The 21124-nt window shown below is 65.5% G+C and carries 28 protein-coding genes and 1 pseudogene; 19 read left to right on the forward strand and 10 right to left on the reverse strand.

The features are described 5' to 3' along the window. Both ACRDU5_RS05380 and ACRDU5_RS05385 read left to right on the forward strand, forming a co-directional pair. A partial coding sequence (locus ACRDU5_RS05380) for an ATP-binding protein (RefSeq protein WP_526613499.1) occupies window positions 1-158 on the forward strand: 158 nt, incomplete at its 5' end. Window positions 159-280: 122 nt separating this feature from the next. After that, window positions 281-751 carry a hypothetical protein gene (locus ACRDU5_RS05385; protein ID WP_526613410.1) on the forward strand — a complete coding sequence of 157 codons (471 nt, stop codon included), beginning with the start codon at window positions 281-283 and terminating at the stop codon, window positions 749-751. A gap of 6 nt (window positions 752-757) precedes the next feature. Here the strand turns inward: ACRDU5_RS05385 and ACRDU5_RS05390 are convergent, their stop codons facing one another. Further along, window positions 758-1357, reverse strand: coding sequence for a M15 family metallopeptidase (locus tag ACRDU5_RS05390; protein ID WP_526613411.1), 600 nt, complete (start codon window positions 1355-1357; stop codon window positions 758-760). 28 nt (window positions 1358-1385) lie between these two features. On the opposite strand from ACRDU5_RS05390, the gene ACRDU5_RS05395 reads away from it, so the two are divergent. Beyond that, the gene (locus ACRDU5_RS05395) at window positions 1386-2522 is read left to right on the forward strand and encodes an alkaline phosphatase family protein (protein WP_526613413.1); all 1137 of its coding nucleotides are present in this window, start codon (window positions 1386-1388) and stop codon (window positions 2520-2522) included. 3 nt (window positions 2523-2525) lie between these two features. Here the strand turns inward: ACRDU5_RS05395 and ACRDU5_RS05400 are convergent. Beyond that, window positions 2526-2792 (reverse strand): annotated as a pseudogene (locus tag ACRDU5_RS05400) (ArsR/SmtB family transcription factor); the annotation flags it as partial. Between the two features lie 403 nt (window positions 2793-3195). Here ACRDU5_RS05400 and ACRDU5_RS05405 point away from each other — a divergent pair. Both ACRDU5_RS05405 and ACRDU5_RS05410 read left to right on the forward strand, forming a co-directional pair. Then, window positions 3196-3771 carry a peptidoglycan endopeptidase gene (locus tag ACRDU5_RS05405; RefSeq protein ID WP_526613415.1) on the forward strand — a complete coding sequence of 192 codons (576 nt, stop codon included), beginning with the start codon at window positions 3196-3198 and terminating at the stop codon, window positions 3769-3771. Between the two features lie 72 nt (window positions 3772-3843). Further along, complete coding sequence (locus tag ACRDU5_RS05410; RefSeq protein ID WP_526613417.1) at window positions 3844-4128, forward strand: hypothetical protein; 285 nt, start codon at window positions 3844-3846, stop codon at window positions 4126-4128. Between the two features lie 874 nt (window positions 4129-5002). Here ACRDU5_RS05410 and ACRDU5_RS05415 read toward each other — a convergent pair. Then, on the reverse strand, window positions 5003-5293 hold the full coding sequence (locus ACRDU5_RS05415; protein WP_526613419.1) for a DUF4333 domain-containing protein: 291 nt from the start codon (window positions 5291-5293) through the stop codon (window positions 5003-5005). Between the two features lie 164 nt (window positions 5294-5457). Here ACRDU5_RS05415 and ACRDU5_RS05420 point away from each other — a divergent pair, with 164 nt between their 5' ends. After that, complete coding sequence (locus ACRDU5_RS05420) at window positions 5458-5832, forward strand: ACT domain-containing protein (protein ID WP_526613421.1); 375 nt, start codon at window positions 5458-5460, stop codon at window positions 5830-5832. Between the two features lie 7 nt (window positions 5833-5839). On the opposite strand, the gene ACRDU5_RS05425 is transcribed toward ACRDU5_RS05420, so the two are convergent. Next, complete coding sequence (locus ACRDU5_RS05425) at window positions 5840-6640, reverse strand: hypothetical protein (protein WP_526613423.1); 801 nt, start codon at window positions 6638-6640, stop codon at window positions 5840-5842. A 53-nt stretch (window positions 6641-6693) separates the two neighbouring features. Here ACRDU5_RS05425 and ACRDU5_RS05430 point away from each other — a divergent pair, with 53 nt between their 5' ends. From ACRDU5_RS05430 to ACRDU5_RS05440, 3 genes are read left to right on the forward strand one after another with little or no spacing between them, the layout of a single operon-like run. After that, window positions 6694-7611, forward strand: a complete 918-nt coding sequence (locus ACRDU5_RS05430) for an alpha/beta fold hydrolase (RefSeq protein WP_526613425.1) — start codon at window positions 6694-6696, stop codon at window positions 7609-7611. Between the two features lie 4 nt (window positions 7612-7615). Beyond that, window positions 7616-8014 (forward strand): DUF6941 family protein, encoded by a 399-nt coding sequence (locus ACRDU5_RS05435; protein WP_526613426.1) that lies wholly within the window; start codon window positions 7616-7618, stop codon window positions 8012-8014. A gap of 29 nt (window positions 8015-8043) precedes the next feature. Further along, window positions 8044-8538: a macro domain-containing protein gene (locus tag ACRDU5_RS05440; RefSeq protein ID WP_526613428.1), complete on the forward strand. Its 495-nt coding sequence runs from the start codon at window positions 8044-8046 to the stop codon at window positions 8536-8538. Here the strand turns inward: ACRDU5_RS05440 and ACRDU5_RS05445 are convergent. Then, entirely contained in the window at window positions 8490-9806 is a 1317-nt protein-coding gene (locus ACRDU5_RS05445) for a competence/damage-inducible protein A (protein ID WP_526613430.1), read from the reverse strand. The genes ACRDU5_RS05440 and ACRDU5_RS05445 overlap by 49 nt on opposite strands. Further along, on the reverse strand, window positions 9803-11179 hold the full coding sequence (locus ACRDU5_RS05450; protein ID WP_526613432.1) for a cytochrome P450: 1377 nt from the start codon (window positions 11177-11179) through the stop codon (window positions 9803-9805). Before ACRDU5_RS05450 ends, ACRDU5_RS05445 begins: the two co-directional genes overlap by 4 nt. Window positions 11180-11265: 86 nt before the next feature. Here ACRDU5_RS05450 and ACRDU5_RS05455 point away from each other — a divergent pair, with 86 nt between their 5' ends. From ACRDU5_RS05455 to ACRDU5_RS05470, 4 genes are all read left to right on the forward strand, one after another. Then, window positions 11266-11652: a PaaI family thioesterase gene (locus ACRDU5_RS05455; RefSeq protein ID WP_526613434.1), complete on the forward strand. Its 387-nt coding sequence runs from the start codon at window positions 11266-11268 to the stop codon at window positions 11650-11652. Window positions 11653-11943: 291 nt separating this feature from the next. Continuing rightward, window positions 11944-12672, forward strand: a complete 729-nt coding sequence (locus ACRDU5_RS05460; RefSeq protein WP_526613436.1) for an HAD family hydrolase — start codon at window positions 11944-11946, stop codon at window positions 12670-12672. A gap of 8 nt (window positions 12673-12680) precedes the next feature. Further along, on the forward strand, window positions 12681-13028 hold the full coding sequence (locus ACRDU5_RS05465; RefSeq protein WP_526613438.1) for a hypothetical protein: 348 nt from the start codon (window positions 12681-12683) through the stop codon (window positions 13026-13028). 68 nt (window positions 13029-13096) lie between these two features. Next, the gene (locus ACRDU5_RS05470) at window positions 13097-13507 is read left to right on the forward strand and encodes a hypothetical protein (protein ID WP_526613439.1); all 411 of its coding nucleotides are present in this window, start codon (window positions 13097-13099) and stop codon (window positions 13505-13507) included. 8 nt (window positions 13508-13515) lie between these two features. Here ACRDU5_RS05470 and ACRDU5_RS05475 read toward each other — a convergent pair whose 3' ends face one another. Then, entirely contained in the window at window positions 13516-14445 is a 930-nt protein-coding gene (locus tag ACRDU5_RS05475) for an alpha/beta fold hydrolase (protein WP_526613441.1), read from the reverse strand. 462 nt (window positions 14446-14907) lie between these two features. On the opposite strand from ACRDU5_RS05475, the gene ACRDU5_RS05480 reads away from it, so the two are divergent. From ACRDU5_RS05480 to ACRDU5_RS05490, 3 genes are all read left to right on the forward strand, one after another. After that, a complete protein-coding gene (locus ACRDU5_RS05480; RefSeq protein WP_526613442.1) occupies window positions 14908-15252 on the forward strand; it encodes an aminopeptidase in 345 nt (114 codons plus the stop codon). Window positions 15253-15377: 125 nt separating this feature from the next. Beyond that, window positions 15378-15587 carry a hypothetical protein gene (locus tag ACRDU5_RS05485; protein WP_526613443.1) on the forward strand — a complete coding sequence of 70 codons (210 nt, stop codon included), beginning with the start codon at window positions 15378-15380 and terminating at the stop codon, window positions 15585-15587. Between the two features lie 104 nt (window positions 15588-15691). After that, window positions 15692-16822: a nitronate monooxygenase gene (locus tag ACRDU5_RS05490; RefSeq protein WP_526613445.1), complete on the forward strand. Its 1131-nt coding sequence runs from the start codon at window positions 15692-15694 to the stop codon at window positions 16820-16822. Window positions 16823-16825: 3 nt separating this feature from the next. On the opposite strand, the gene ACRDU5_RS05495 is transcribed toward ACRDU5_RS05490, so the two are convergent. Next, the gene (locus tag ACRDU5_RS05495; RefSeq protein ID WP_526613447.1) at window positions 16826-17260 is read right to left on the reverse strand and encodes a dopamine receptor D4; all 435 of its coding nucleotides are present in this window, start codon (window positions 17258-17260) and stop codon (window positions 16826-16828) included. 225 nt (window positions 17261-17485) lie between these two features. Here ACRDU5_RS05495 and ACRDU5_RS05500 point away from each other — a divergent pair, with 225 nt between their 5' ends. Next, window positions 17486-18739 (forward strand): cytochrome P450, encoded by a 1254-nt coding sequence (locus ACRDU5_RS05500; protein WP_526613448.1) that lies wholly within the window; start codon window positions 17486-17488, stop codon window positions 18737-18739. On the opposite strand, the gene ACRDU5_RS05505 is transcribed toward ACRDU5_RS05500, so the two are convergent. Beyond that, window positions 18687-19031 (reverse strand): hypothetical protein, encoded by a 345-nt coding sequence (locus ACRDU5_RS05505; protein WP_526613450.1) that lies wholly within the window; start codon window positions 19029-19031, stop codon window positions 18687-18689. The two genes, ACRDU5_RS05500 and ACRDU5_RS05505, sit on opposite strands and share 53 nt — an antisense overlap. 117 nt (window positions 19032-19148) lie before the next feature. Between ACRDU5_RS05505 and ACRDU5_RS05510 the strand changes: the two genes are divergently transcribed. Next, window positions 19149-19871, forward strand: coding sequence for a FadR/GntR family transcriptional regulator (locus tag ACRDU5_RS05510; protein WP_526613452.1), 723 nt, complete (start codon window positions 19149-19151; stop codon window positions 19869-19871). Beyond that, a complete protein-coding gene (locus ACRDU5_RS05515) occupies window positions 19868-20536 on the forward strand; it encodes a sterol desaturase family protein (RefSeq protein ID WP_526613454.1) in 669 nt (222 codons plus the stop codon). The genes ACRDU5_RS05510 and ACRDU5_RS05515 overlap by 4 nt, the downstream gene beginning before the upstream one ends. Here the strand turns inward: ACRDU5_RS05515 and ACRDU5_RS05520 are convergent. Then, a complete protein-coding gene (locus ACRDU5_RS05520; protein WP_526613455.1) occupies window positions 20533-21120 on the reverse strand; it encodes a Pr6Pr family membrane protein in 588 nt (195 codons plus the stop codon). The two genes, ACRDU5_RS05515 and ACRDU5_RS05520, sit on opposite strands and share 4 nt — an antisense overlap. Window positions 21121-21124 lie beyond the last annotated feature (4 nt).

Consider the following 21124-nt stretch of genomic DNA (forward strand, 5'->3'; position numbering starts at 1 on the left):
GCACCTGTCAAGCCGGACACCGGGTGCTGTTCGCCACCGCCGCCGCCATCGACCGCCTCGTCCACCACGCCGAGGTCATCGCCCTCAAAGGTGACAGCTACCGCATCAAAGACAGAGACCTCGGCCGCGTCCCCACCGTCACGGCCGACGACCAATGAAACGAAGCTGGTCAATTTTCGATTGCCGACAGCTGATCAATATTCAGTTGCCGTTGACACGCTTGACGATGCCGTAGATCGGGTACTTCGCTGGTGTCGGGGCGCACGGAAGGTGAACCGCAATGTGTGTTCGCGCTGCGGCGTTGGCCTGCGCGGCGGCGGCACTTGTGTCGGGCTGCGGCGACGTCGATGGGGGTTCGTCCCGCGGTCCGGCGTCCAGCAGCGCTGTCGTGGAGAAGGGCGCCGCCGTCGCGCCGCCCGCGGCGCCGTCGCCTCCGATTAACGCCGCGACGGCACCAGGCCTAGACCGCGATGGATACCCGGCGTGTCCCGCTTCCGACGCATGGGGAAAGGATCCGTTGGGCCGCGGCATACTGGTTACGGTCTGGAGTGATCATGCCGACAGCGTCACTGTCCTCGTGCGCACCCAGACTGGTGTCGATCGAGCGCGAACCGAGTGGATCGGCCCCGACGACCATTTCCATGTGTTCGACTTCCCCGACGTGGACCACGCGACTGTCACCGATGTCCTCATCCTCACCAACACCCGACGTTGTTACTCGATCATGGATCCCGCCACCGCATCGGGCTGACTCGATTCATCCTGCGGCGTTGGCCTTCAGCGGCGGACAGTTGCCATCCTCATCGGCCGCCAACTCGAAATGCCATATCTCGTTCGCATAAATCTGGCACAGCCCGAACCGGGAACCATTGCGGATCAGCCATTCGTCCGCGTCGGCGGCGCCGATGTCCACTGCTTTTCCGACAACATGCATCGAGGTCTCGGGTGAAGCGACATACTGTTTGGCAATGTCAACGCTTCCGTAGGTGCGGACAGCGTCATCGAACAGCCGCTGCTGGAAACCTTTTGATCGCCATCCCGACGTGACCTTCAGTTCGACACCATCCGAGGCGGTGCTGCGCGAAGCGTCCTGAATTGCCTTGAGCAACAAGGGATCCATCCAACCAACAACGGGGTTCGACACATCGAACGGGGTGAGGGTCTGGCCATCGGGCATCCAGCCGCCAAACGTATCGGTGGCGCCCGTTCCGATGGTGAACGCGTCCTGCTCCGACGTCGATCCAGCCGGTTGAGTGACCGGCGCGCTCATCGGTGCTGACGGCACCGGCCCTGGCGTGCACGCGTTCAGCAGCAACGTGAGCCCGACCCCGGTGGCCGTGATTACCCGCAGCGGCATAGCAAAAAGACTATGGCAGGCTCGCCTTGTGACCCTGCCCCAGCCGGTGCCGGGCATCCCGTACCTGGCCGACGTGGTGCCGTCGGTGTTGGCCGCGATGGGCGTCGCGGGCTTCGATAACCGCATCGACCTGCCGAGCGAGATCGGCGGGGCGTGTGTGCTTCTGGTTGATGGGCTGGGTGCCGAGCTCCTCGACACCTACGCCGACGACGCCCCGGTAATGGCCGAGCTGCGCGGCCAGACACTGCAGGCTGGGTTTCCTTCCACCACAGTGGCGGGGCTGGCCTCCATCGGAACCGGCTGCCGTTCCGGTGAGCACGGCCTCGTCGGCTATTCCTTCCGGCTGCCCGATGCCGGCGTGATCAACGCCCTGCGCTGGCGCCCCCACCCATGGGGTGACGACCTCCGCGATGAGGTCCCGCCCGAGCAGGTGCAACCCATGCCGACCACATTCGAGCGCGCCGCATCGGCGGGCGTCTCGGTCAGCGTCGTCTCCGGCGCGGAATTCACCGGTTCCGGACTGACCCGCGCCGTGCTGCGCGGCGGCCGCTATGTCGGCGTCCACGCACTCGGCGATCTGGCCGCCTGCGTGCAGGGTGCTGTCGCCGACGGCGGGTTCTGCTACGGCTATCACAGCGAGCTCGACCTGGTCGGGCATCTCCACGGCCCCGGTTCGCCGGCATGGCGGATGCAGTTGCGACAAATCGATCGGCTGGTCGAATCCGTGGTGGACGGCCTGCCGCCCGGCGGGTTGCTCGCGGTGGTGGCCGACCACGGCATGGTCGCCGTCGAGAGCAAGGATGTTGTCGACGTTGACGACTGCGAACCGATGCTGGATGGCGTGCAGGCCATCGGAGGCGAGCCGCGGGCCCGGCATGTCTACGTCGCGGACGGCGCCTTGGACACCGTGCTTGCGACGTGGCGGGAGATGCTGGCGGACCGTGCGTGGGTGGTATCCCGCGAGGAAGCGATCGCGGCGGGGTGGTTCGGTGACCGGGTCCGTGACGAAGTTCGGCCGCGCATTGGCGATGTCGTCGCAGCGGCCCGCAGTTCGGCCGCCGTGGTGCGACGCTCAGTCGAGCCGCTGGAGTCGTCTCTGGTCGGACACCACGGGTCAGTCACGGACGCCGAGCAGCGCATTCCACTGCTGCTCGCCAATGGCTGATGGCACCCGCGACCCGGCGTACTTATCGATCCAGCCTTCGGCGATGTCGTTGATCGGCTGGGCGTTGAGGTAGTGCAACTTCTCTCGGCCGCGCCGCACCGCGGTTATCAGGTTGGCCGCCTCGAGCACTGCCAGGTGTTTACTCACGGACTGGCGCGTCATCTCGAGCCCGGTGCACAACTCCCGCAGGCTCTGTCCATTGCGCGCATTGAGGTTGTCGAGCAGTCGACGCCGGATCGGATCGGCCAACGCCTTGAACACATCGTCCATCTCCGCAATATCCCAAATAATGCAGCCGTTCGGCTGCATTGCCAGTATAGGCAGCCAAACGGCTGCATATCAATGGGGGCCAACCCTCCGAACTGCGGAAATAGCTAGCTGGACTAGACACACGCGGACCCGGGTTGCAACTGATTCCAGACACGATGCAGCAGTTTCGCGCATCGCGATCCGTGTGTATCAATCCCCCACTGGCGCAACAACATAACGGCTTGTCGACCGCCTGACCAGCCGGGGACGGCAAGAATGGCTTCAGTTAATTCCCTTGTCCTGCAATGCTATTCAAACTCAACCAGGTCTAGACCGTTCGTGAGTCAGGTAATATCCTGCGTGAATTGTGAAGGCCATCACAGATTTTGAAGGGCGTCTAACGGCTCCGGTACTGTCCGGCTTCATGTTTGCCATCGCTACGGCTTCGCTGTTGACGCTTGTGAATCAACTGTCCGGCACGCCTTACGTCACCGGTGGGGATTCCCCTGCCGGAACCGATTGCTCGGGGCTCGTGTCCTTCGTGACTAACGCCGCAACTGGTCGTCCGATCTACGGCGACCGGTTCAACACCGGGAACATCGAAGGCGCTCTCAAGGCGCGGGGCTTCCAGCACGGCACCAAGCCGGGCGCCCTGATTGTCGGCTGGAACAGAGGCCATACCGCCGCGACGTTGCCGGATGGGACGTCGGTGTCGTCCGGTGAAGGCGGCGGCGTGAAGGTCGGCGGCGGAGGCGCCTATCAGCGCCAGTTCTCCAAGCACATGTATCTGGAGATCCCTCAAGAGCCGCCGCCGGCACCGGAGGCCTTGCCGCCGGGTGTGCTGCCGCCACCGCCGGGTGTGCTGCCGCCTCCTCCGGGTGATCTGCCCCCACCGGCGGGCGTGGTGATTCCGATGGCGATGGAGGTTCTGCCGCCGCCACCGCCGGGTGTGCCTCCAGTAAACGGGCAACCCGCGCCGCCACTCCCCCCGCCGGCATAACCGCTGCCGCGCTTCTTTGGGAATTGAGGCGCAGCAGAAGATTCTCGTCGTGTGCGGATTATGCTGTGCGCCATGGCGATAATGCCGCATTGCGTGGGCTGCGGATTCGATGCCGGTCCAATCGTGGCAGGTACGGTCGAATTTGCCGACTACTCGGTGCGGTGGCAGCCGCCCACCGGTCCCGGCGGTGAGCCGATAGTCGGTTGGTGCAACGAACTCGGGGTCACCGCGCCGCCGGGCGTCGGGTTCTTTTGCGATACGCATCTCGAGCGCGCCCAAGCGCTACGCCATATGCGTGCCAGGCAGGCCGTCGAACTGATGCGCACGGACGCCGATCGCCCCGAGGGTGCGGTCTAGTCTCGGCTCGTCGAACCATTGCGGTGAGAACAATGGCGATTCTGGTTCGCGATCGGGTGGAGTCGCTTGCAGCACGTCGCAGGCGCTCGTCCGGTTGCCGCGCCGACATTCAGCTCACATAGCCCGAGTAGCCAGAAGCCGAATCCTTCCTAGAACCTGACGCTGTGCGGCGCCGCCATCTGCATCAGGTTCCAAATTTGTTTCGGATGCGTCGTGCAGAATAGAGAAACGCGAGCCGGCACGACGGGAGCAACCTTGGTCACTAACCCAGTGTCTTCGTCAGGTCCGTTGCAAACACGGGGTCGACATCGAAAACAGCCTTCGCATCGAAAAGCGCCTGCGGGGCAAAGGGTTTCCACAAGCAAGGTACTGATCGTCGCAGGAGTTGCGGCGCTACTGGCGACTTTGATCGTTCTCACCGGAGCGATGGCGAAGTGGGCTACGAAGGACTCGGTGCCGGTGGCCGGCGCGCGTCAGCCACCTTCGCCGGCGTCGACCACACCAAGCGATGCACCGCCGGCCAGCCATCCCGCAGTGCCCTACCCCACGGACCAAAGTGGATTCGTCAACTCGGATGCGCGGTGCGAAGGAACGCAGCATGCCCTCGCGATCGGCCGTACCCAAGGATCTCTCGTGGTGATCTGCGCCCAAAAGAACGGACAATACGAATACCTGGGGGTCCGATTGAGTGACGCCGCGGTTCTGAGAACAGCGGCTCAAACCACCTCCGCACGTGGGTTTCTCGCACAGAACGCGAGCGTCGTCTATGCCGTCTCTCCCACCGAACTGGTCGTGAGGGCCGGTGACACGGTTATCAAGCAAGAACCCATGATCGAGTACCGTGAGCTACATCGATAAGCTGTTCTCGCTAAGGCTAACTCGGCTTGGACTCGACATAGAATTCGACGTCGTCTCGCTCGACCTTCGTCACCCGCATATGAGCTGTGTACTCCTTGCCTTCGGGCCCAGTGAAATGGCAGTCGAACTCGACGCCGACCTCGGCGTCGACTCCTGACGGACAGCTCACGTCCTCTGGATGGAAACCCGTTTCGCGGGAGACGACGTCGATTACCGATTGCGCGGCTCCCTCCGGTTTGATGGTGGACCCGCATCCGCTCACCAAGACACCCAGTGCGGCAACAACAATCAGCAATGTACGTCGCATCCTCGCAGTATGGCAGATCAGGCAGAACGCGACCAGCGGCCGTGATTCGGCAACCTCGTACCGACGATGGGTCTGGGCGGATAGCATGCCCGGCATGGGCCATCCCGCATCCGCGGCGGCCGCCGGCGCATGATTGTTGGGTAGTCGCACGAAAGGAGCCCGTCATGGCGACCGATCTGACGCTGTATCTCGACGACCAGCCCGGCGAGCTGGCCCGGGTCGGCGACTTGCTCGGCAAGGCCGGCGCCAACATCGCGGGCCTGTGCGCGCTCCCGAGTGGAGGCGGGCAAGCCGAGGTGCACATACTCGTGCTGGATCCGACTCCGGCGTTCGAGGCACTACAGCGTGGCGGAATCAAGATCACTGCGGAGCAGGAAGTGTTGGTCCTCGACATAGAGGATCGGCCCGGCGCACTCGGTGAAATCGCCCGCCGGCTCGGCGACGCGAGGGTGAACCTCACCATGGCCTACCTCGCGACCAACACGCGTCTAGTGGTAGCGGCGGACAATCTCGCCGTGGCGAAGTCCGCGCTCTCCTGAATAGCCGCTACTGGTTGCGGTCGCTCTGCTGTAGTCGAGACTTGGCCGCCTTGACCCGTTCGGCGGCATCGCGGCTGGCTTGTTTGGCGGCGCCATAGGCGTCGTCGGCTGCCCGTAGCCTGCGTTCAGCCTGCTGCAGGCGCTCGCGTGCATCTTCGTGATGAAGCCGAGCGACCGCCAGATCGGTTTGTCGCTCGGACATTTGTTGGTCGGCCTGGTCCTTGGCCTGCTCCGCCGCGGCCAAGGCAGCGCTTGCCTCCTTGCGTTGGGGCAAGGACTCGCGCGGACGCTCGGCCTTCGGTTCCGATTTCGGTTTACGTGCGACGGTGAACACCGCTGTGGTGTCGCCGAATTCGCCGAACCCGGACCACCGTTCCGCCTTGCTGAGCCGACCCAGCCGCGCCGTGACATCGGGGTCGGCCACCGCCGCCTGCAACGTTCCGGTGACGTCCTCACGCAGTGCGGCTGTCGGGTTCGGCAGCTCGGCCGCGTCAAAAGCGGCTCGGGTGAGTTTGTCGACAAGTTCGCGTTGCTCCAAGGACAGCTCCCGGATGCCGGTGCCGTCCATGGCGGCGTGTGCCGCGCGAAGGCGCTCACCCAGGTCGGCCAGCGATTGCTTGACGTCCGCATTGCTGCGCGCGAGCAGATTGACGATCCAGGCGGCAGTCGTCGGCCTGCGGGCAGCAGAGATCCGCTTGGCCGCCGCGGCGTCGCCGCGCTGCTTGGCCGCCGCGGCAAGGCTGGAGCGTAGCGCGGTGAACTCCTCCGGCTTTACCCCGTACAGATCATCCAGCTCGTCATCGGCCATGACGCCATGATGGCGCACACCGCCGCCGTTCGGTGGCATGCGACACTCGGGGCATGGTTGTCGCAATCGATCGCCCGAAGCTCGAAGGGAACATCGCCGTCGGTGACGATCGGCAGATCGGCTTTGCCGAATTCGGAGCCCCGCAGGGCCGTGCCATCTTCTGGTTGCACGGAACTCCCGGTGCTCGCCGGCAGATTCCGACCGAGGCTCGGGCCTACGCGGAAAGCGCGGACATTCGCCTGATCGGCATTGACCGGCCGGGCATCGGCTCGTCGACACCGCACCAGTACGAGAACGTCTTCGAATTCGCCGACGATCTGCGAACCGTTGCGGACACACTGGGAATCGACAAGATGGCAGTCGTCGGCCTGTCCGGTGGCGGCCCGTACGCGCTCGCCTGCGCGGCGGCCATGCCGGAACGCATCGTGGCCACCGGCGTGCTCGGCGGAGTCGCCCCGGTGTCCGGCCCGGATGCGATCGGCGGCGGCATCATGGGGAATCTCGGAACGCGGGTTGCGCCACTGATCCAGGTGGCGGGGCTACCTCTGAGGTTGGCGGCAACGGGGTTGATCCGGCTGATTCGGCCGGTCGCGTCGCCGGCACTCGAGATCTATGCCCGGATATCGCCGGAGGCCGACCGTGCGTTGCTGGTCCGGCCCGAGTTCAAGGCCATGTTCCTCGACGACCTCCTCAACGGCAGCCGCAAGCAACTCGCCGCGCCGTTCGCCGACATCGTGGTCTTCGCCCGGGACTGGGGATTTCGGCTCGACGAGGTCAAGGTGCCGGTCCGTTGGTGGCACGGCGATGCCGACCACATCGTGCCGTACGCCCACGGTGAGCACGTGGTGTCCCGGCTGCCCGACGCCGCCCTGTACCACCTGCCCGGCGAAAGTCATCTCGCCGGACTGGGCCGTGCGGAGGAGATCCTGAGCTCCATGCTCGAGCTGTGGGACAGCGTCGGCGCCAACTAGCGCGATGAGAGCCATCGTGCTGCTCGCCCAGAGCGCCCAGCTGGACCAGGCCGGAACGGTCCATGCACTCGGCCTGGGCTGGACCTCCAGCACCACACCCGTTCCGCAACACGCTCTCATCATCTTCGTCGAAGTGGAGTGGTCGGAGATCGGCAAGTCATTCCCGATCCGGGCCGAGTTGGTCGACAGCGACGGCGTTCGAGTCGCCCACACGGAGCACGGCCTGATCAAGGCCAAGCGCCAGCCCGTGCACCCCGAGGGGACCCCAGTCACCATTCCGTTCACCGCGACCATTCCGTCGCTGCGCCTCAACGCCGGCCAGCGCTACCAGTGGCGGGTTTCCATCGACGACGAGATGCACGAGGACTGGCTGGCCGGCTTCACCGTGACAGAAGACGAGTAGCGCAATCCGGCCACGGGGAGAATGTGTGAATGATCAACATAGAGGTTCTCCAGGCCGACGTGACGAAGCTGGACGTCGACGCGATCACCAACGCCGCCAACACGCGGCTCAAGCATGGCGGCGGAGTGGCCGCGGCGATCTCCCGCGCCGGTGGGCCCGAGCTGCAACGCGAGTCCGATGCGAAGGCGCCGATCGGCCTCGGCGAGGCGGTGGCCACCACCGCGGGCGACATGCCGGCACGTCACGTGATCCACGCGGCGACGATGGAGCTGGGTGGGCCGACGTCGGCCGAGATCATCGCGCGCGCCACCCGCTCGACGCTGTCCACCGCTGACGAGTTGGGCTGCCGCTCGTTGGCGTTGGTGGCTTTCGGTACCGGCGTCGGCGGCTTCCCACTCGAGGAGGCGGCACAACTCATGGTCGGCGCCGTCCGGGATCACCAGCCTCGCTCACTCGAGCGAGTGGTGTTCGCGGTTCACGGCGACGAGGCCGAGCGCGCCTTCCGGGCCGCGGTGGAGGCATGACCTTTGAAGTCCAACAGGGCCCGCCGCAGCAGGTGCATCGCCACGGTCGACGATCGCTCACGAATGTCAGATCGGTTGCCGGGCAGCAGAAGGGTTCGGGTGTGCGTCGGCCCGTCGGCCAGCATCACACTGAAGCAGACCGTTCCCACCGGTTTGTCTTCCGTCCCTCCGCCGGGACCCGCGATGCCCGTGATCGCGACCGCGGTGTCCGCGCCGAAGCGGCGCAGCGCGCCTTCGGCCATCGCTTCCGCCACCTGCTCGGACACCGCGCCGTGTGTCTCGATCAGCTCCGGGTGCACGCCGAGTAGCTCCGCCTTCGCCTCATTGGCATAGGCGACCACCCCGCCGGCGACATACATCGAGGAACCCGGCCGCTCGGTCAGGCGCGCCGCGACCAGGCCGGCGGTGCAAGACTCAGCGGTCGCAATCCGGCGGCCCGCCAGTAGCGCAGCGACCTGATCGTCCACGCGGGACCCGTCTTCCGAAAAGATCTCTCGCCCATGGCGTTCGCGCAGCATCCGCACGAGCTGGGCGTAGACCGGCGCGCCGTCGGGCTCGTAGCGGGTGACCATTTCGATCTCTCCGCGGCGCAGACAGGTGGTGATCTCGAGCTGGTCGAAGCCGTCGACCCGCTGCTCGGCCTCGCGCAGCGTCTCGGCGAGGCCCGACTCGGGTAGCCCGAACATCCGCACGGTCTCCTGCCGGTACTTCGTCCGGCCGGCGATGGCCTGTTGTGCCGCAGGCGTTTCGAGAGCGGTGCGCCACATCGGCTGCAGCTCGCGCGGCGGTCCCGGCAGCACAATGATCGTCGGCTTGCCGGGCACGACCACGCCCGGCGCAGTGCCGACCGGATCGATGAGGTGCGCCCCGGCCGGAACCATGGCCTGCTTGCGGTTGGCCGTTCGGACCGCGTCGAAGTCCACCCCGCTGAATCGCGCCATCAGGTGTTTCAGGATGTTGGCGATCTTCTCCTCGAGCACTTCGTCCAGCACGAGTTCGCGCCCGCAGAACCGCGCCACGGTTTCCACCGTCATGTCGTCGGCCGTCGGTCCCAATCCGCCGCTGGTGACGATCAAATCCACACCCTGATCGGCCAGAAACCGCAGTTGGGCCTCGATGTCGGGAGGCCGGTCGCCGCATATCGTGATGTGCGCGAGCTCGACGCCGAGTTCCAGCAGCCGATCTGCGATCCAGGGGCCGTTGCGCTCTTGAACCCGCCCGGTCAGGACTTCCGTCCCGGTGACAACGATGCCCGCGCGTGCGCTCACGAACTATGCATACACGACGGTGCCTGGACTTCCGCGGCCGTTGTCGTCGGCACGTCTCGGATCGCCCGGACCCGGATTCGGGCTCCGCGGTGCGGGATGAGGATGACGTGCTTGACCTTTTGCCGTTCGTCGGCCGCCGTGGTGGTGCACAAGTCAACCCGTCGCAGCACCTCGCGCAAAACGACGCGCATCTCGACCATGGCGAAGCCGGCGCCGAGGCAGCGGCGGTTGCCGCCACCGAATGGAAACCACGTCGTGGGGCTCGGTGTGGTGTCGACCATCCGGTCCGGATCGAATCGGTGCGGGTCGGGGTATTGCTCGGGACTGCTGTGCACCAGCCCGATTCCGGGCGCGACCATCACGCCGGCGGGCAATCGATAGCCGGCCAACTCGACGGGCTCGGTGAGGACCCGCCCGACATCGAACACCACCGGGCGGATCCGCAGTACCTCCTTCGCCAGCGCGTCGAGGTACTCGTCGCCGGCCGGCTCGCCCGCCGCGCTGGCCTCGGCGGCGTGAACGGCCTTGTCCAGGATGGCCGGGTGTCTGGTCAGCCGCTCCAGAGCCCAGGACAACCCGGTGGCGGTGGTGTCGTGGCCGGCGACAAGCAACGTCATCAGCTGGTCGCGTAGTTCGCGGTCGGTCATGGTGCGGCCGTCTTCGTCGGCGGCGCGGACCAGCATCGCCAGAACGTCGGTGCGGGTGGCGAGGTCGGGGTCGGCGCGGCGGTCGGCGATCTCGGCGAACAGCAGGCGATCGGCTTCCTCCATGTGGCGGCGCAGTCCCCGCCACAGCCCAAACCGCTGCAGGTTCGGGCTCGCGATCGCCAGTGATGCCCACGGGGTCACGTTGAGCAGCCTCGGCATCACCTTGCGCAGTGCGGCGAGCCGAGCCGGGTCGGACGCGCCGATGACGGTCCGCAGGATCACGTCAAGGGTGATCTCGGACATCTTGGGCGCCACCGGGAACTCGGTGTTCACCGGCCACTTGGCGATGTTGGCCGCGGCGATCTCGGCGATCACACCGGCTTGGCGTGCAACGGCGTCGCGCTGGAAGGGCGCCAGCATCAGGCGGCGGCGGTCCCGATGCACGTCGTCATCGATCACCAGCACCGAGCTGTCCCCCAGCAGGCCGCCCAACATCGAGTTCGCTTCGCCGGCGTGATAGACGCCGGGGCTACCCGCGAACACCTTCTTGATCTCGGCGGGATCATCCAGGTACACCAGCGTCCCCATGGTGGCGATCCGCATCGTGAACACGCCGCCGTACCGGCGCCGGCATGCCGATATGAACCGGGGCCAGTAGCGGGCCATCAACGCGGCCTGGATGGCGGCGGGAAGCGGAGGGCCGGGAGGTAGCGCGGTTTCACCCATGACCAGAGCATACGAGCCGTGGCGGGACCAGTAATCTCATTCTCGCCGCGCGAGCGCGTGGCCCGGGTCGGGGAAGGGACTTCGATATGACGGCGCCGAAGTCCCTCCGGGAGCTCTTCGACCAGATCGGATTGCAGGAGGTTCCATCCACCGACGGCACCGTGACCATGGAAATGCCCGTTGACGAGCGGGTGGTCAACACTGCGGGCGGACTGCAGGGCGGACTGATCGCCACCATGGCGGATGTGACGGCAGGCCAATTGGCCGCGCGGGCAACGGCATTCGGTAATGGCATCGCCACCACCGATCTGTTCATCCGCTATCTGCGGCCCATAAAGAACGGCCCGGCGCGCGCCGTGGCGCGGATTCTGCGTACCGGTAAACGCTCGGTCGTGGTGCAGGTCGACATATACCGGGGTGACGACGGTGAACTCGCTGCGACGGCGACCGTCAACTTCGCCGCCGTGGGATAGCGGCCATACGCCCCTATTCGATCGGCACTACCACCGGTGGGCTGTTGTTGCCCGCGACGCGTACCCAGTTGGCAACCTTTCCGTCTGTTGGGCGGCGAGCTCGATCCTGTCGGGCGGCTGCTGGGGGCGAGCGATAGTCGGAAAGGATCCCGCACACACCAATAGGGACAGGGTGATGAAGATTCTCAGGAGAGTATTGCGACGCCCTTCACGCGATATGGCAGTCTCCTCTCCATCGATCCGGCGGACCGGTCTCATTCTGCACCGTGCACTGCGACGTAGCATCGACAGATGACCGCGAAACCGCCGGACGCGGTCGCGGAGATTGCTGCAAGCCCCCCGGGTCCACACGTCGGCGCGTTCTTCGACCTGGACGGCACTCTGGTGTCGGGATTCACCGCGACGGCGCACGCCGGCGACCGCATTCGGCGCAGGCAAGCGCGGATCGGCGAGGTGCTGGGAGTCTTGGAGGCCTCGATCAGATACCGGTTGGGCCGAATGCAGTTCGAGCGGCTCATTGTCAGGGCAGCGGGCTATCTGCGAGGGGAATCCATCAGTGAACTCGACGAACTGGGCGAACGACTCTTCGTGCGGCACATCGCTTCCCGCGTCTACCCACACATGCGTGAAATCGTGCAGGCACACCAGGCGCGCGGCCACACCGTGGTGATGTGTTCGTCAGCACTCACCATCCACGCTGAACCCGTCGCGCAATTCCTCGGGGTGACGCGGGTGCTTTGCAACCACTTCGAAGTTGACCAGCGCGGCCTGCTGACCGGCGGGATCGAAAAGCCGATCATCTGGGGTGCGCAAAAAGCCGATGCGGCACAGCGGTTTTGCGCCGACAACAATGTCGACTTGCAGTCCAGCTACTTCTACGCCGACGGCGACGAGGACGTGGCGTTGATGTCTCTGGTCGGCCATCCCCGACCGGTGAATCCACGTTCGGGGCTGGCCACGACGGCGGCCGCGCACGGCTGGCCGGTTCTGAAAGTCGCCGTCGCCGGCCGCAGGGGTTGAGCCGGCAGGTGGCAGTCGACCTCGCCGTCACCCCGGACCAGCATTGGCAGGTAACGACGGCCGACCTCGCCGTGGCGGTCAAAGCGGCGGCCGAGGCGATCGGTGCGGCTTGGGTGCTCACCGCCTTCCCCAGCGCACGGACGGCCACATCGGCGAAGACCCTGCAGCCGCCGGTGCGGGAATGGCCGTCGAATTCAGTCCGCTGGGCCCGATCTGCTCGATCGAGAAGGGCGGGGAGGTGGTGCGGGCCGCGAACCGTGGAGGTACTCAGCGCCGAGCTCCGCGCACTGCCCGTCGACGTGCTGATGCGGCGCCTGCATCAAAGCGCGGCGCCGTTCTGGATGAATCCGGCATAGTCACGAGGGTGAGCGTTAGCACCGCACTGCTCGTGGCCTGCAGCGGTTTCTTGCTCGCGGTCGTGTGGATGGACCTGATCTTCGACACCCAGGTTCTAGCCCACCGTGCCGGTGACGAACTGCCCGAACCCGTGCGCGCTTCCATCGCAGACTATTACCATCGCGCGACGACGACATCACGTCCGATGAGCTACCTGATCGCGCTCGTCATGGTGATTTTGTTGGGCGCGTTGCTGTTTCGGGCGTTGCACGGGCACGATCCCGTCTGGCTGGTGGTCACCTCGGCCGTGCTGGCCGGCGTGCCGATACTGCTGGCCGCGGTACGAACCGTCCCGAACGCCATCCGGCTCGGTCACCGCGCCGGCGGGCCTGCCGATCAGACGCGCCTGGCGCGGACGATCTGCCGGGATCATCTGCTGTGCTTCGCGGGCATGTCCGCGTTCCTCGTCCTTTGGCTGGCCTACCTTTCGGTGGCGTAACGCGCGATTCAGCCTGCCCGCACGCGATCCACGACCGCGACGATTTGATTGGCGACCAACTGCGGCTGGTAGAGCATGAGGTTGTGGCCGCTGTCGGTCGTCGTCACATTGACGGTGCCCAGTGCGTCGGCGAGCAGGCTGTTGGCCTGGTGTATCTGCGGCAGTGTGTAGTTGTCGGGCTTCAGTTCCGCCGGCGGCGGGAACTTGTCGGAGCTGAGCACGATGGCCGGCACCTTCGGCAGTGGAGGCGCGGCATTGACGAGGGCGAAATCCTCTTGTGCGAGGAAACTTTCACTGCCGGGATCCGGCATCGGCTGCCCGGCGTCCCGATAGAACGCGGCATTCTGCGCCGCGGTTCCCAGCGTCGGCAGGAACTCCGATGTCGGGTCCACCATCACCAAACCGCGGACCAGCTCGGGATGCGTGCGGGCAAGCAGGTCAGCGATCAGCCCGCCGTAAGAATGGGCAGCCACCACCACTGGCGTTGAAATATGGGCTGCCGAAAGCAGTTTCACAATGTCGTCGACATCCTGTTGGACGGTGTGCGGTTGAGCGATCGGGGTGGATCGATCGTCACCATCCGGTCGGGTGTTCGGCCGGTCGTAAGCACACACCCGTGTCGTTTGCGCAACGGTGGGTTGGGTGGCCGCCGGACTCGGCTCCAGCCTGGCCTGGCCGATCAGGTCGTAGGGCGAGGACCGTACCGGGTCGTCCTCCGGCACCACGACATTCCAGGCCTCGGCGTAGCTGCCCTTGCCAGGGATGATGAACACCGTCGGCGACCCCGAGCCCTGGCAGTTCAGGTACAGGCTTCGGTCGGGGCCGATTTCGACCAGGCCGGAGAAGCCGTTGTCGGCGGCGGCGGTTGCGCAACCGGTCATGATCGCGGCCGCCGTCAGGAGAGCGGCCACGGTCCGCCGCCTGGCGCCCTTGATCACGCAGAGACGCTATCAGGGGCGGACGGGTTCGGCTTCGAACACCGATATCGGAGACTGCCCGTGAGTTTCCGGTTTGGTTAGCGGTCGCGCGGGCAATCTCCATGAGCGGGTCGGGGACGAAGCAGCCTCGAAGAGTCGGAGACGAGAAGCAAATGACGCATTGGAACGTTCGGCTGGCGACTGTTAGCGCGTTGGCCGCCATTAGCGTGGCCCCGGTCGCGGTCGCCTGCGGGAATGGCGACGAAGACGGCGAGACCACAACCACAACAACAACGACGACCACGACCACGACCACAACGCCCTCGCCGACCCCGGGGACCACCGTGACGACGGTCGTTCCGGCGCCTCCGGTCGTTCCGGCGCCTCCGGGGATTCCCAGCCCACCGGCCATTCCGAGTCCGCCGGCGATTCCGAGCCCGCCGCCGATACCGGATATCCCGGGTTAGGAATCGAGGGCTGACGATGAGCCTGCGCCGCGTGATCTTTTTGGCGGGAGCCGTGGCGTTGATCGCCGGTGTGATCGCCCTGCTGATTCCGGTGTCGGTGTCCGGAGAGGACGGCCAATCCCTCGGCTGCGGCAATGCCGTGGCCGTCGACCTCTCCGAGGCCCGGGCCGCGAACGACAGAAACCTGGCAAACGTCCCGATTCTGAACCAGATCCTCCCGTCAACCGACTACGTCGCGGAATGCCAAGAAGCCGTCTCGGGTCGGCGGGCCTGGTCGATTCCGGTGGCCGTGGTGGGCGCGCTCGCGATTGCCGGAGCGCTGGTCGCCGGTAGAACGTCTGCCCGGGGCGCTGTTTCGTAACGTGCGGTTTCGGGCAGCCATAGGGCACGACGTTGAACAACTATCGATCAGAACGGACGAGCATTGTGAGTTCCGACCAGCAAGACACGCAGCAGCAAGACACGCAGCAACAAGACGACCGACCTATGACCGAGAAGCCTGAGGTCAAAGAGGAGCACAAGCAGGCCGCCAAGGAGATAGCCGAGGAGTACGACGAGGCCCGGCCCACGGTGAAGTTGCCGGGTAGCGAAGGCACGGTGGCCGGCACCGCCGTCGCCGACTGGCTCGACGACGAGGGCAACCCGAAGTACGGAGACCAGTCGAAGGGCGAAGGCGAGACCAAGGACGACGGCTAGAGCTGGTAATAACCATCGTCGTCGACCCCGCGTGCACACCGCGGCGCGGAAGCGTACTAAACTAGAACACGTTTCAGTTCGCCTACCGCGCCCAAGGAGCAGGCATGCATACGGCCATCTGCGACGACCTCAATATCGAGTTTCCGATCTTCGCCTTCACGCACTGCCGCGATGTCGTCGTCGCGGTGAGCAAGGCCGGCGGGTTCGGCGTACTCGGGGCGGTCGGCTTCACGCCAGAGCAGCTCGAGATCGAGCTGAACTGGATCGACGAACACATCGGCGACCATCCCTACGGCGTCGACATCGTCATCCCGAACAAGTACGAGGGCATGGACTCGAACATGTCCCCCGACGAGCTCACCAAGACGCTGCAGTCGATGGTGCCGCAGGAGCACCTGGACTTCGCCCGCAGGATTCTCGCCGACCACGGCGTCCCGATCGACCACAGCGACGAGGACGCGTTGCAGCTGCTCGGCTGGACCGAGGCGACGGCGACCCCGCAGGTCGAGGTGGCGCTGCAGCACCCCAAGATGACGCTCATCGCCAACGCGCTGGGCACCCCACCTGCGGAGATGATCCAACGCATCCACGAGTCCGGCCGTAAGGTCGCCGCGCTTTGTGGCTCGCCATCGCAGGCTCGCAAACACGCGGACGCCGGCGTCGACATCATCATCGCCCAGGGCGGTGAGGCCGGCGGGCACTGCGGTGAGGTCGGCTCGATCGTGCTGTGGCCGCAGGTCGTCAAGGAGGTCGCGCCGGTGCCGGTGCTGGCGGCGGGCGGCATCGGCAGTGGTGAGCAGATCGCCGCTGCCCTAGCTCTGGGGGCGCAGGGCGCGTGGACCGGTTCGCAGTGGCTGATGGTCGAGGAAGCCGAGCACACGGCGGTCCAGCAGCAGGCCTATGCCAAGGCCAGCAGCCGCGACACCGTGCGCAGCCGTTCGTTCACCGGCAAGCCGGCCCGCATGTTGAAAAACGACTGGACCGAAGCCTGGGAGCAGCCAGACAATCCCAAGCCGCTCGGAATGCCGTTGCAGTACATGGTGTCCGGGATGGCTGTCGCCGCGACGCATAAGTATCCCAACGAGAGCGTCGACGTCGCATTCAACCCGGTTGGCCAGGTCGTCGGCCAGCTCACCAAAGTGGAGAAGTCCGCGACGGTCATCCAGCGTTGGGTGCAGGAGTACCTCGAGGCGACGAACACGCTGAACGAACTCAACGAGGCCGCCACCGTCTAAGGCTCAGGGAGCCGGCGGTGGGGGCGGCACCGGTCCCGGCGGTCCTGGGGCGACCCCCGGCGGCGGCGCGGCGTTCGGATCCAGCCGGCGCTGCGTCAACAGCAGCAGCGCGTCCCCGCCACTGATCTCTTGGGTCTGTACCGCGTGCCACAAATCGCGCAAATACTCCACTCCACGACCTCGCTGCGGCCCGACGGGGGTGTCGGTGGTGCCAGGCGGCAGGTTCTCGGGACTCGGCAAGTGCGGGACTTCCGCGGGCGGCGCGGGAACGCCGTCGGCGGCGTGGACTGACACGGTTTGTCCGGGGGGCGGCGGTGGTGGCGGAGTGGGGATCTCGGGGTCGGCGAGCGCCGGTGCCGCCGTCAACATCAACGCCGCGGTCATCCCGACCGCGGCCGTGGCCACGGACAGCGCCTTCGCTTCGCTATTGGTCCTCACCGATGCCCCCTTCCGGGTTACCGCTTCGAGGCGGTGCTATCGGGTGCTTCAGTCTGGCTATCAAGATTGTTACACCTGTGCCGCGTGTGACCAAGAAGTCAATTCGCAAACACCGGCCGGAACACGTTTCACTTGAGACTTTTCAGAACCCCCTTCACCATGTCCCATCTGTGGTGTAGCAATGCGGTAAGGGTGCTAGACAACGTCGTGACGAGGAGTGCATCGATGCCAGCTCCGAACCTTCCCCCCGGGTTCGATTTCACCGACCCTGACATTTACGCCGAGCGGCTGCCGGTCGAGGAGTTGGCCGAAATGCGCCGAACGGCGCCGATCTGGTGGAACGAGCAGCCGGTTGGGAAGGGCGGATTCGACGATGGCGGCTATTGGGTCGTCACCAAACACAAGGACGTCAAAGAGGTGTCGGTGCGCAGTGATGTGTTCTCCAGCCTGGAGAAGACGGCGCTGCCGCGCTACCAAGACGGCACGGTCGGCGAACAGATCGACCGCGGCAAGTTCGTTCTACTCAACATGGATGCGCCCCACCACACCCACCTGCGCAAAATCATCTCGCGCGCCTTCACTCCGCGCGCGGTGGAGCGGTTGCGTGACGAGCTGCGCCAGCGCGCCCAGCACATCGTCAAGATAGCCGTGGCGGAAGGGTCGGGCGACTTTGTCGAGCAGGTGTCGTGCGAGCTGCCGCTACAGGCGATTGCCGGGCTGATGGGCGTGCCACAAGAGGATCGGATGAAGCTGTTCCACTGGTCGAACCAGATGGTCGGTGACATGGATCCGGAGTTCGCCAACAACGACGCGATCACCGCGTCGATGGACCTGATCATGTACGGCATGCAACTGGCGGCGGAACGGGCCGACAAGCCCGGCGAGGATCTCGTCACCAAACTCGTGCAGGCAGATGTCGAGGGACACAAGCTGTCCGACGACGAATTGGGCTTCTTCGTCGTCCTGCTCGCGGTGGCGGGCAACGAGACCACCCGTAACTCCATTACCCAGGGCATGATGGCGTTCACCGACTTCCCCGACCAATGGGAGCTGTACAAGCGTGAGCGGCCTGTGACCGCTGCCGACGAGATCGTTCGCTGGGCCACCCCGGTCACGTCGTTCCAGCGGACAGCGCTCGAGGACACCGAATTGTCCGGGGTTCCCATCAAGAAGGGTCAGCGGGTGGTGATGTTCTACCGTTCGGCCAACTTCGACGAGGAAGTGTTCGGCGACCCCTTCACGTTCAACATTCTGCGAGATCCCAACCCACACGTCGGGTTTGGCGGCACCGGCGCGCATTTCTGCATCGGCGCCAATTTGGCGAGGATGACAATCGATCTGATCTTCAATGGGATCGCCGACGAAATGCCAAACCTCACACCGATTTCCAAACCCGAGCGGCTACGGTCGGGATGGCTCAACGGCATCAAGCACTGGCAGGTCGACTACACGGGCGGGAAGACGCCGGTCGCCCAGTAGCCGGGTAGTCGATGATCGAGCGCCAGTAGTCCTCGGGTATCTCTTCGCCCGAGCGCAACACGATTGCCAGCCCGGTCGCCATGGCGATGCCGAGCAGACCCAACCACAAACCGGCGAGGGCGATTATCACCCACAGTGCGGCGGTCACCGTGGGCCAGGGTGAGAACACTGCGAGGACCGGTGCGAAGAAAAAGCCGGTTCCGACATACCACGCCGAACCGGCACGGTCGGACTTGAGCACGAAGCGCAGCCACCGCGGAATCGGTGCGTTCGCGGTCCGGCCGTCGTGCATAACTCCACGGTGCCTGCCCGTAGGTAAGCCACGCAATTACCTCAGAGGTAGTGGCAGCGATAGGCAGCAGTGGTATGACCACTTGACCTCTGGCCTTTCATCGGGCATGCTCGGCATATGGCCCTGCAACCGGTCAACCGGCGCTCGGTACCCGAGGACGTGTTCGAGCAGATCGTCGCCGACGTGCTCAGCGGCGAAATGCAACCCGGACAGACCCTGCCCAGCGAGCGTCGTCTGGCCGAGGTGCTGGGAGTATCCCGACCGGCCGTGCGCGAGGCACTGAAGCGGGTTTCGGCCGCCGGCTTGGTCGAGGTGCGCCAGGGCGACGCGACCACCGTGCGCGACTTCCGCCGGCATGCCGGGCTCGACCTGCTCCCCCGCCTGCTGCTGCGCGCCGGCGAGCTCGACGTCTCCGTCGTCCGCAGCATCCTCGAGGCGCGACTGCACAACGGCCCGAAGACCGCCGAACTCGCGGCCCTGCGCCGCGGTCCGGGTCTGGCCGCCCTCCTCGACCAATCGGTGCACAAGCTGGAGGTCGAGACGGACCCGGTCGAGCGGCAACGCCACGCGCTGACATTCTGGGATCACGTTGTCGACGGTGCCGATTCCATCGTGTTCCGGTTGATGTACAACACGCTGCGCGCCGCTTACGAGCCCGCACTGCCCGCCCTGGCCACGGTGATGGCCGCTGAGGTCGGCCGACCGGATGCCTACCGCAGGCTTGCCGACGCGATCGCGGCGGGAGATCCCGACACGGCGAAACGGGCGGCGGTCGACCTTCTCGAACCCGCTACGACGGCGATGATCGCCGCGATCACCAGTCTGGAGGATCAGCCATGACCATCTCGGCCGAGCGCACCGTGCGCAAGGGATTCACGCTGGCCGATGCGTGGCGCGAGTTCTGGAAACACCCCTCCCCCTGGATGATTGGCGCCACACTGGTTGCCGCGATCACCGCACGCATCGTCGTCGGCGACTGGCAGATCACCGATGCTTTCGTCCCACTCGTGATGCTCGCCGTCTTCCCGTTCTTCGAGTGGGTGGTCCACGTGTTCATCCTGCACTGGCGGCCGAAGCGGGTCGGGAGGCTGAAAATCGACTCGCTGCTTGCGCGTGACCATCGCCGTCATCACGTCGACCCGCGCAACATCCCGCTGATCTTCATACCGTGGAAGGCCCTGCTGTGGGTGCTGCCCCTCGCGGTTGGGATTGCGCTGCTGGCATTTCCGCGACTCGGGCTCGGCCTGACCTATCTGGTATTCATCACCGTCCTCGGTCTCGGCTATGAGTGGGCTCACTACCTCATCCACACCGATTACAAGCCGAAAACCCCTGTCTACCGGGCTATCTGGCGAAATCACCGGCAACACCACTTCAAGAATGAGCATTACTGGTTCACGGTGACCAGCTCCGGTACGGCGGATCGGGTGTTGGGCACATACCCCGACCTCGACAGCGTCGAGACCTCACCGACCGCCAAGAACCTGCACGCAATCGGGGCCTAAACGGTCACCGTCGGCCGGTCTCGTCGAGGACGGCCGACGGCCGAAAGCAGGTACCCCAGGCCGAGGACAAGCAGTGCGAGCAGCCCGGCGTTGGCGACGACGGCCACAATTCCGACAGCTTCGGGATCCAGAAAGTAGTAGGGCGCCCGCCGTCCCAACTCGTTCAGTACGAGCAATGCCAGGGCAAGGTAGGCCGCGGGATAAAAAAGCCACACCAGCGGCTGCCACCACAGGATCTGGCGCTGGCTGCGTCCGACGACCAGCCAGTCGGTGACGGCGAGGGCCGGCACGACGACGTGCAGCAGGATGTTGGCCGCGGTGTATCCCATGCTGTAGCCGGTCAAGAACAGGTTCCAGAGAACGCCCGCCACAACCAGATAAAGCACGATCGCGCCTCGCACGCTGCCGCGCCCATCCGTGCGCGGAAACACCAAGGTGCACAGGTAGAACGCCGCCGCAAGCACGTTGGCCTGGTAGGTGAATGTGGTCAGTCGCCACAGCACACCGGATCGCGACGTCATCTCCACCAGGACGACCGCAAGCAGCACCGCCGCGACGATCAAGATTCGAAGCAGTACCCGCACGGGG

Source organism: Mycobacterium sp. (assembly GCF_050701515.1).
GTDB lineage: Bacteria > Actinomycetota > Actinomycetes > Mycobacteriales > Mycobacteriaceae > Mycobacterium.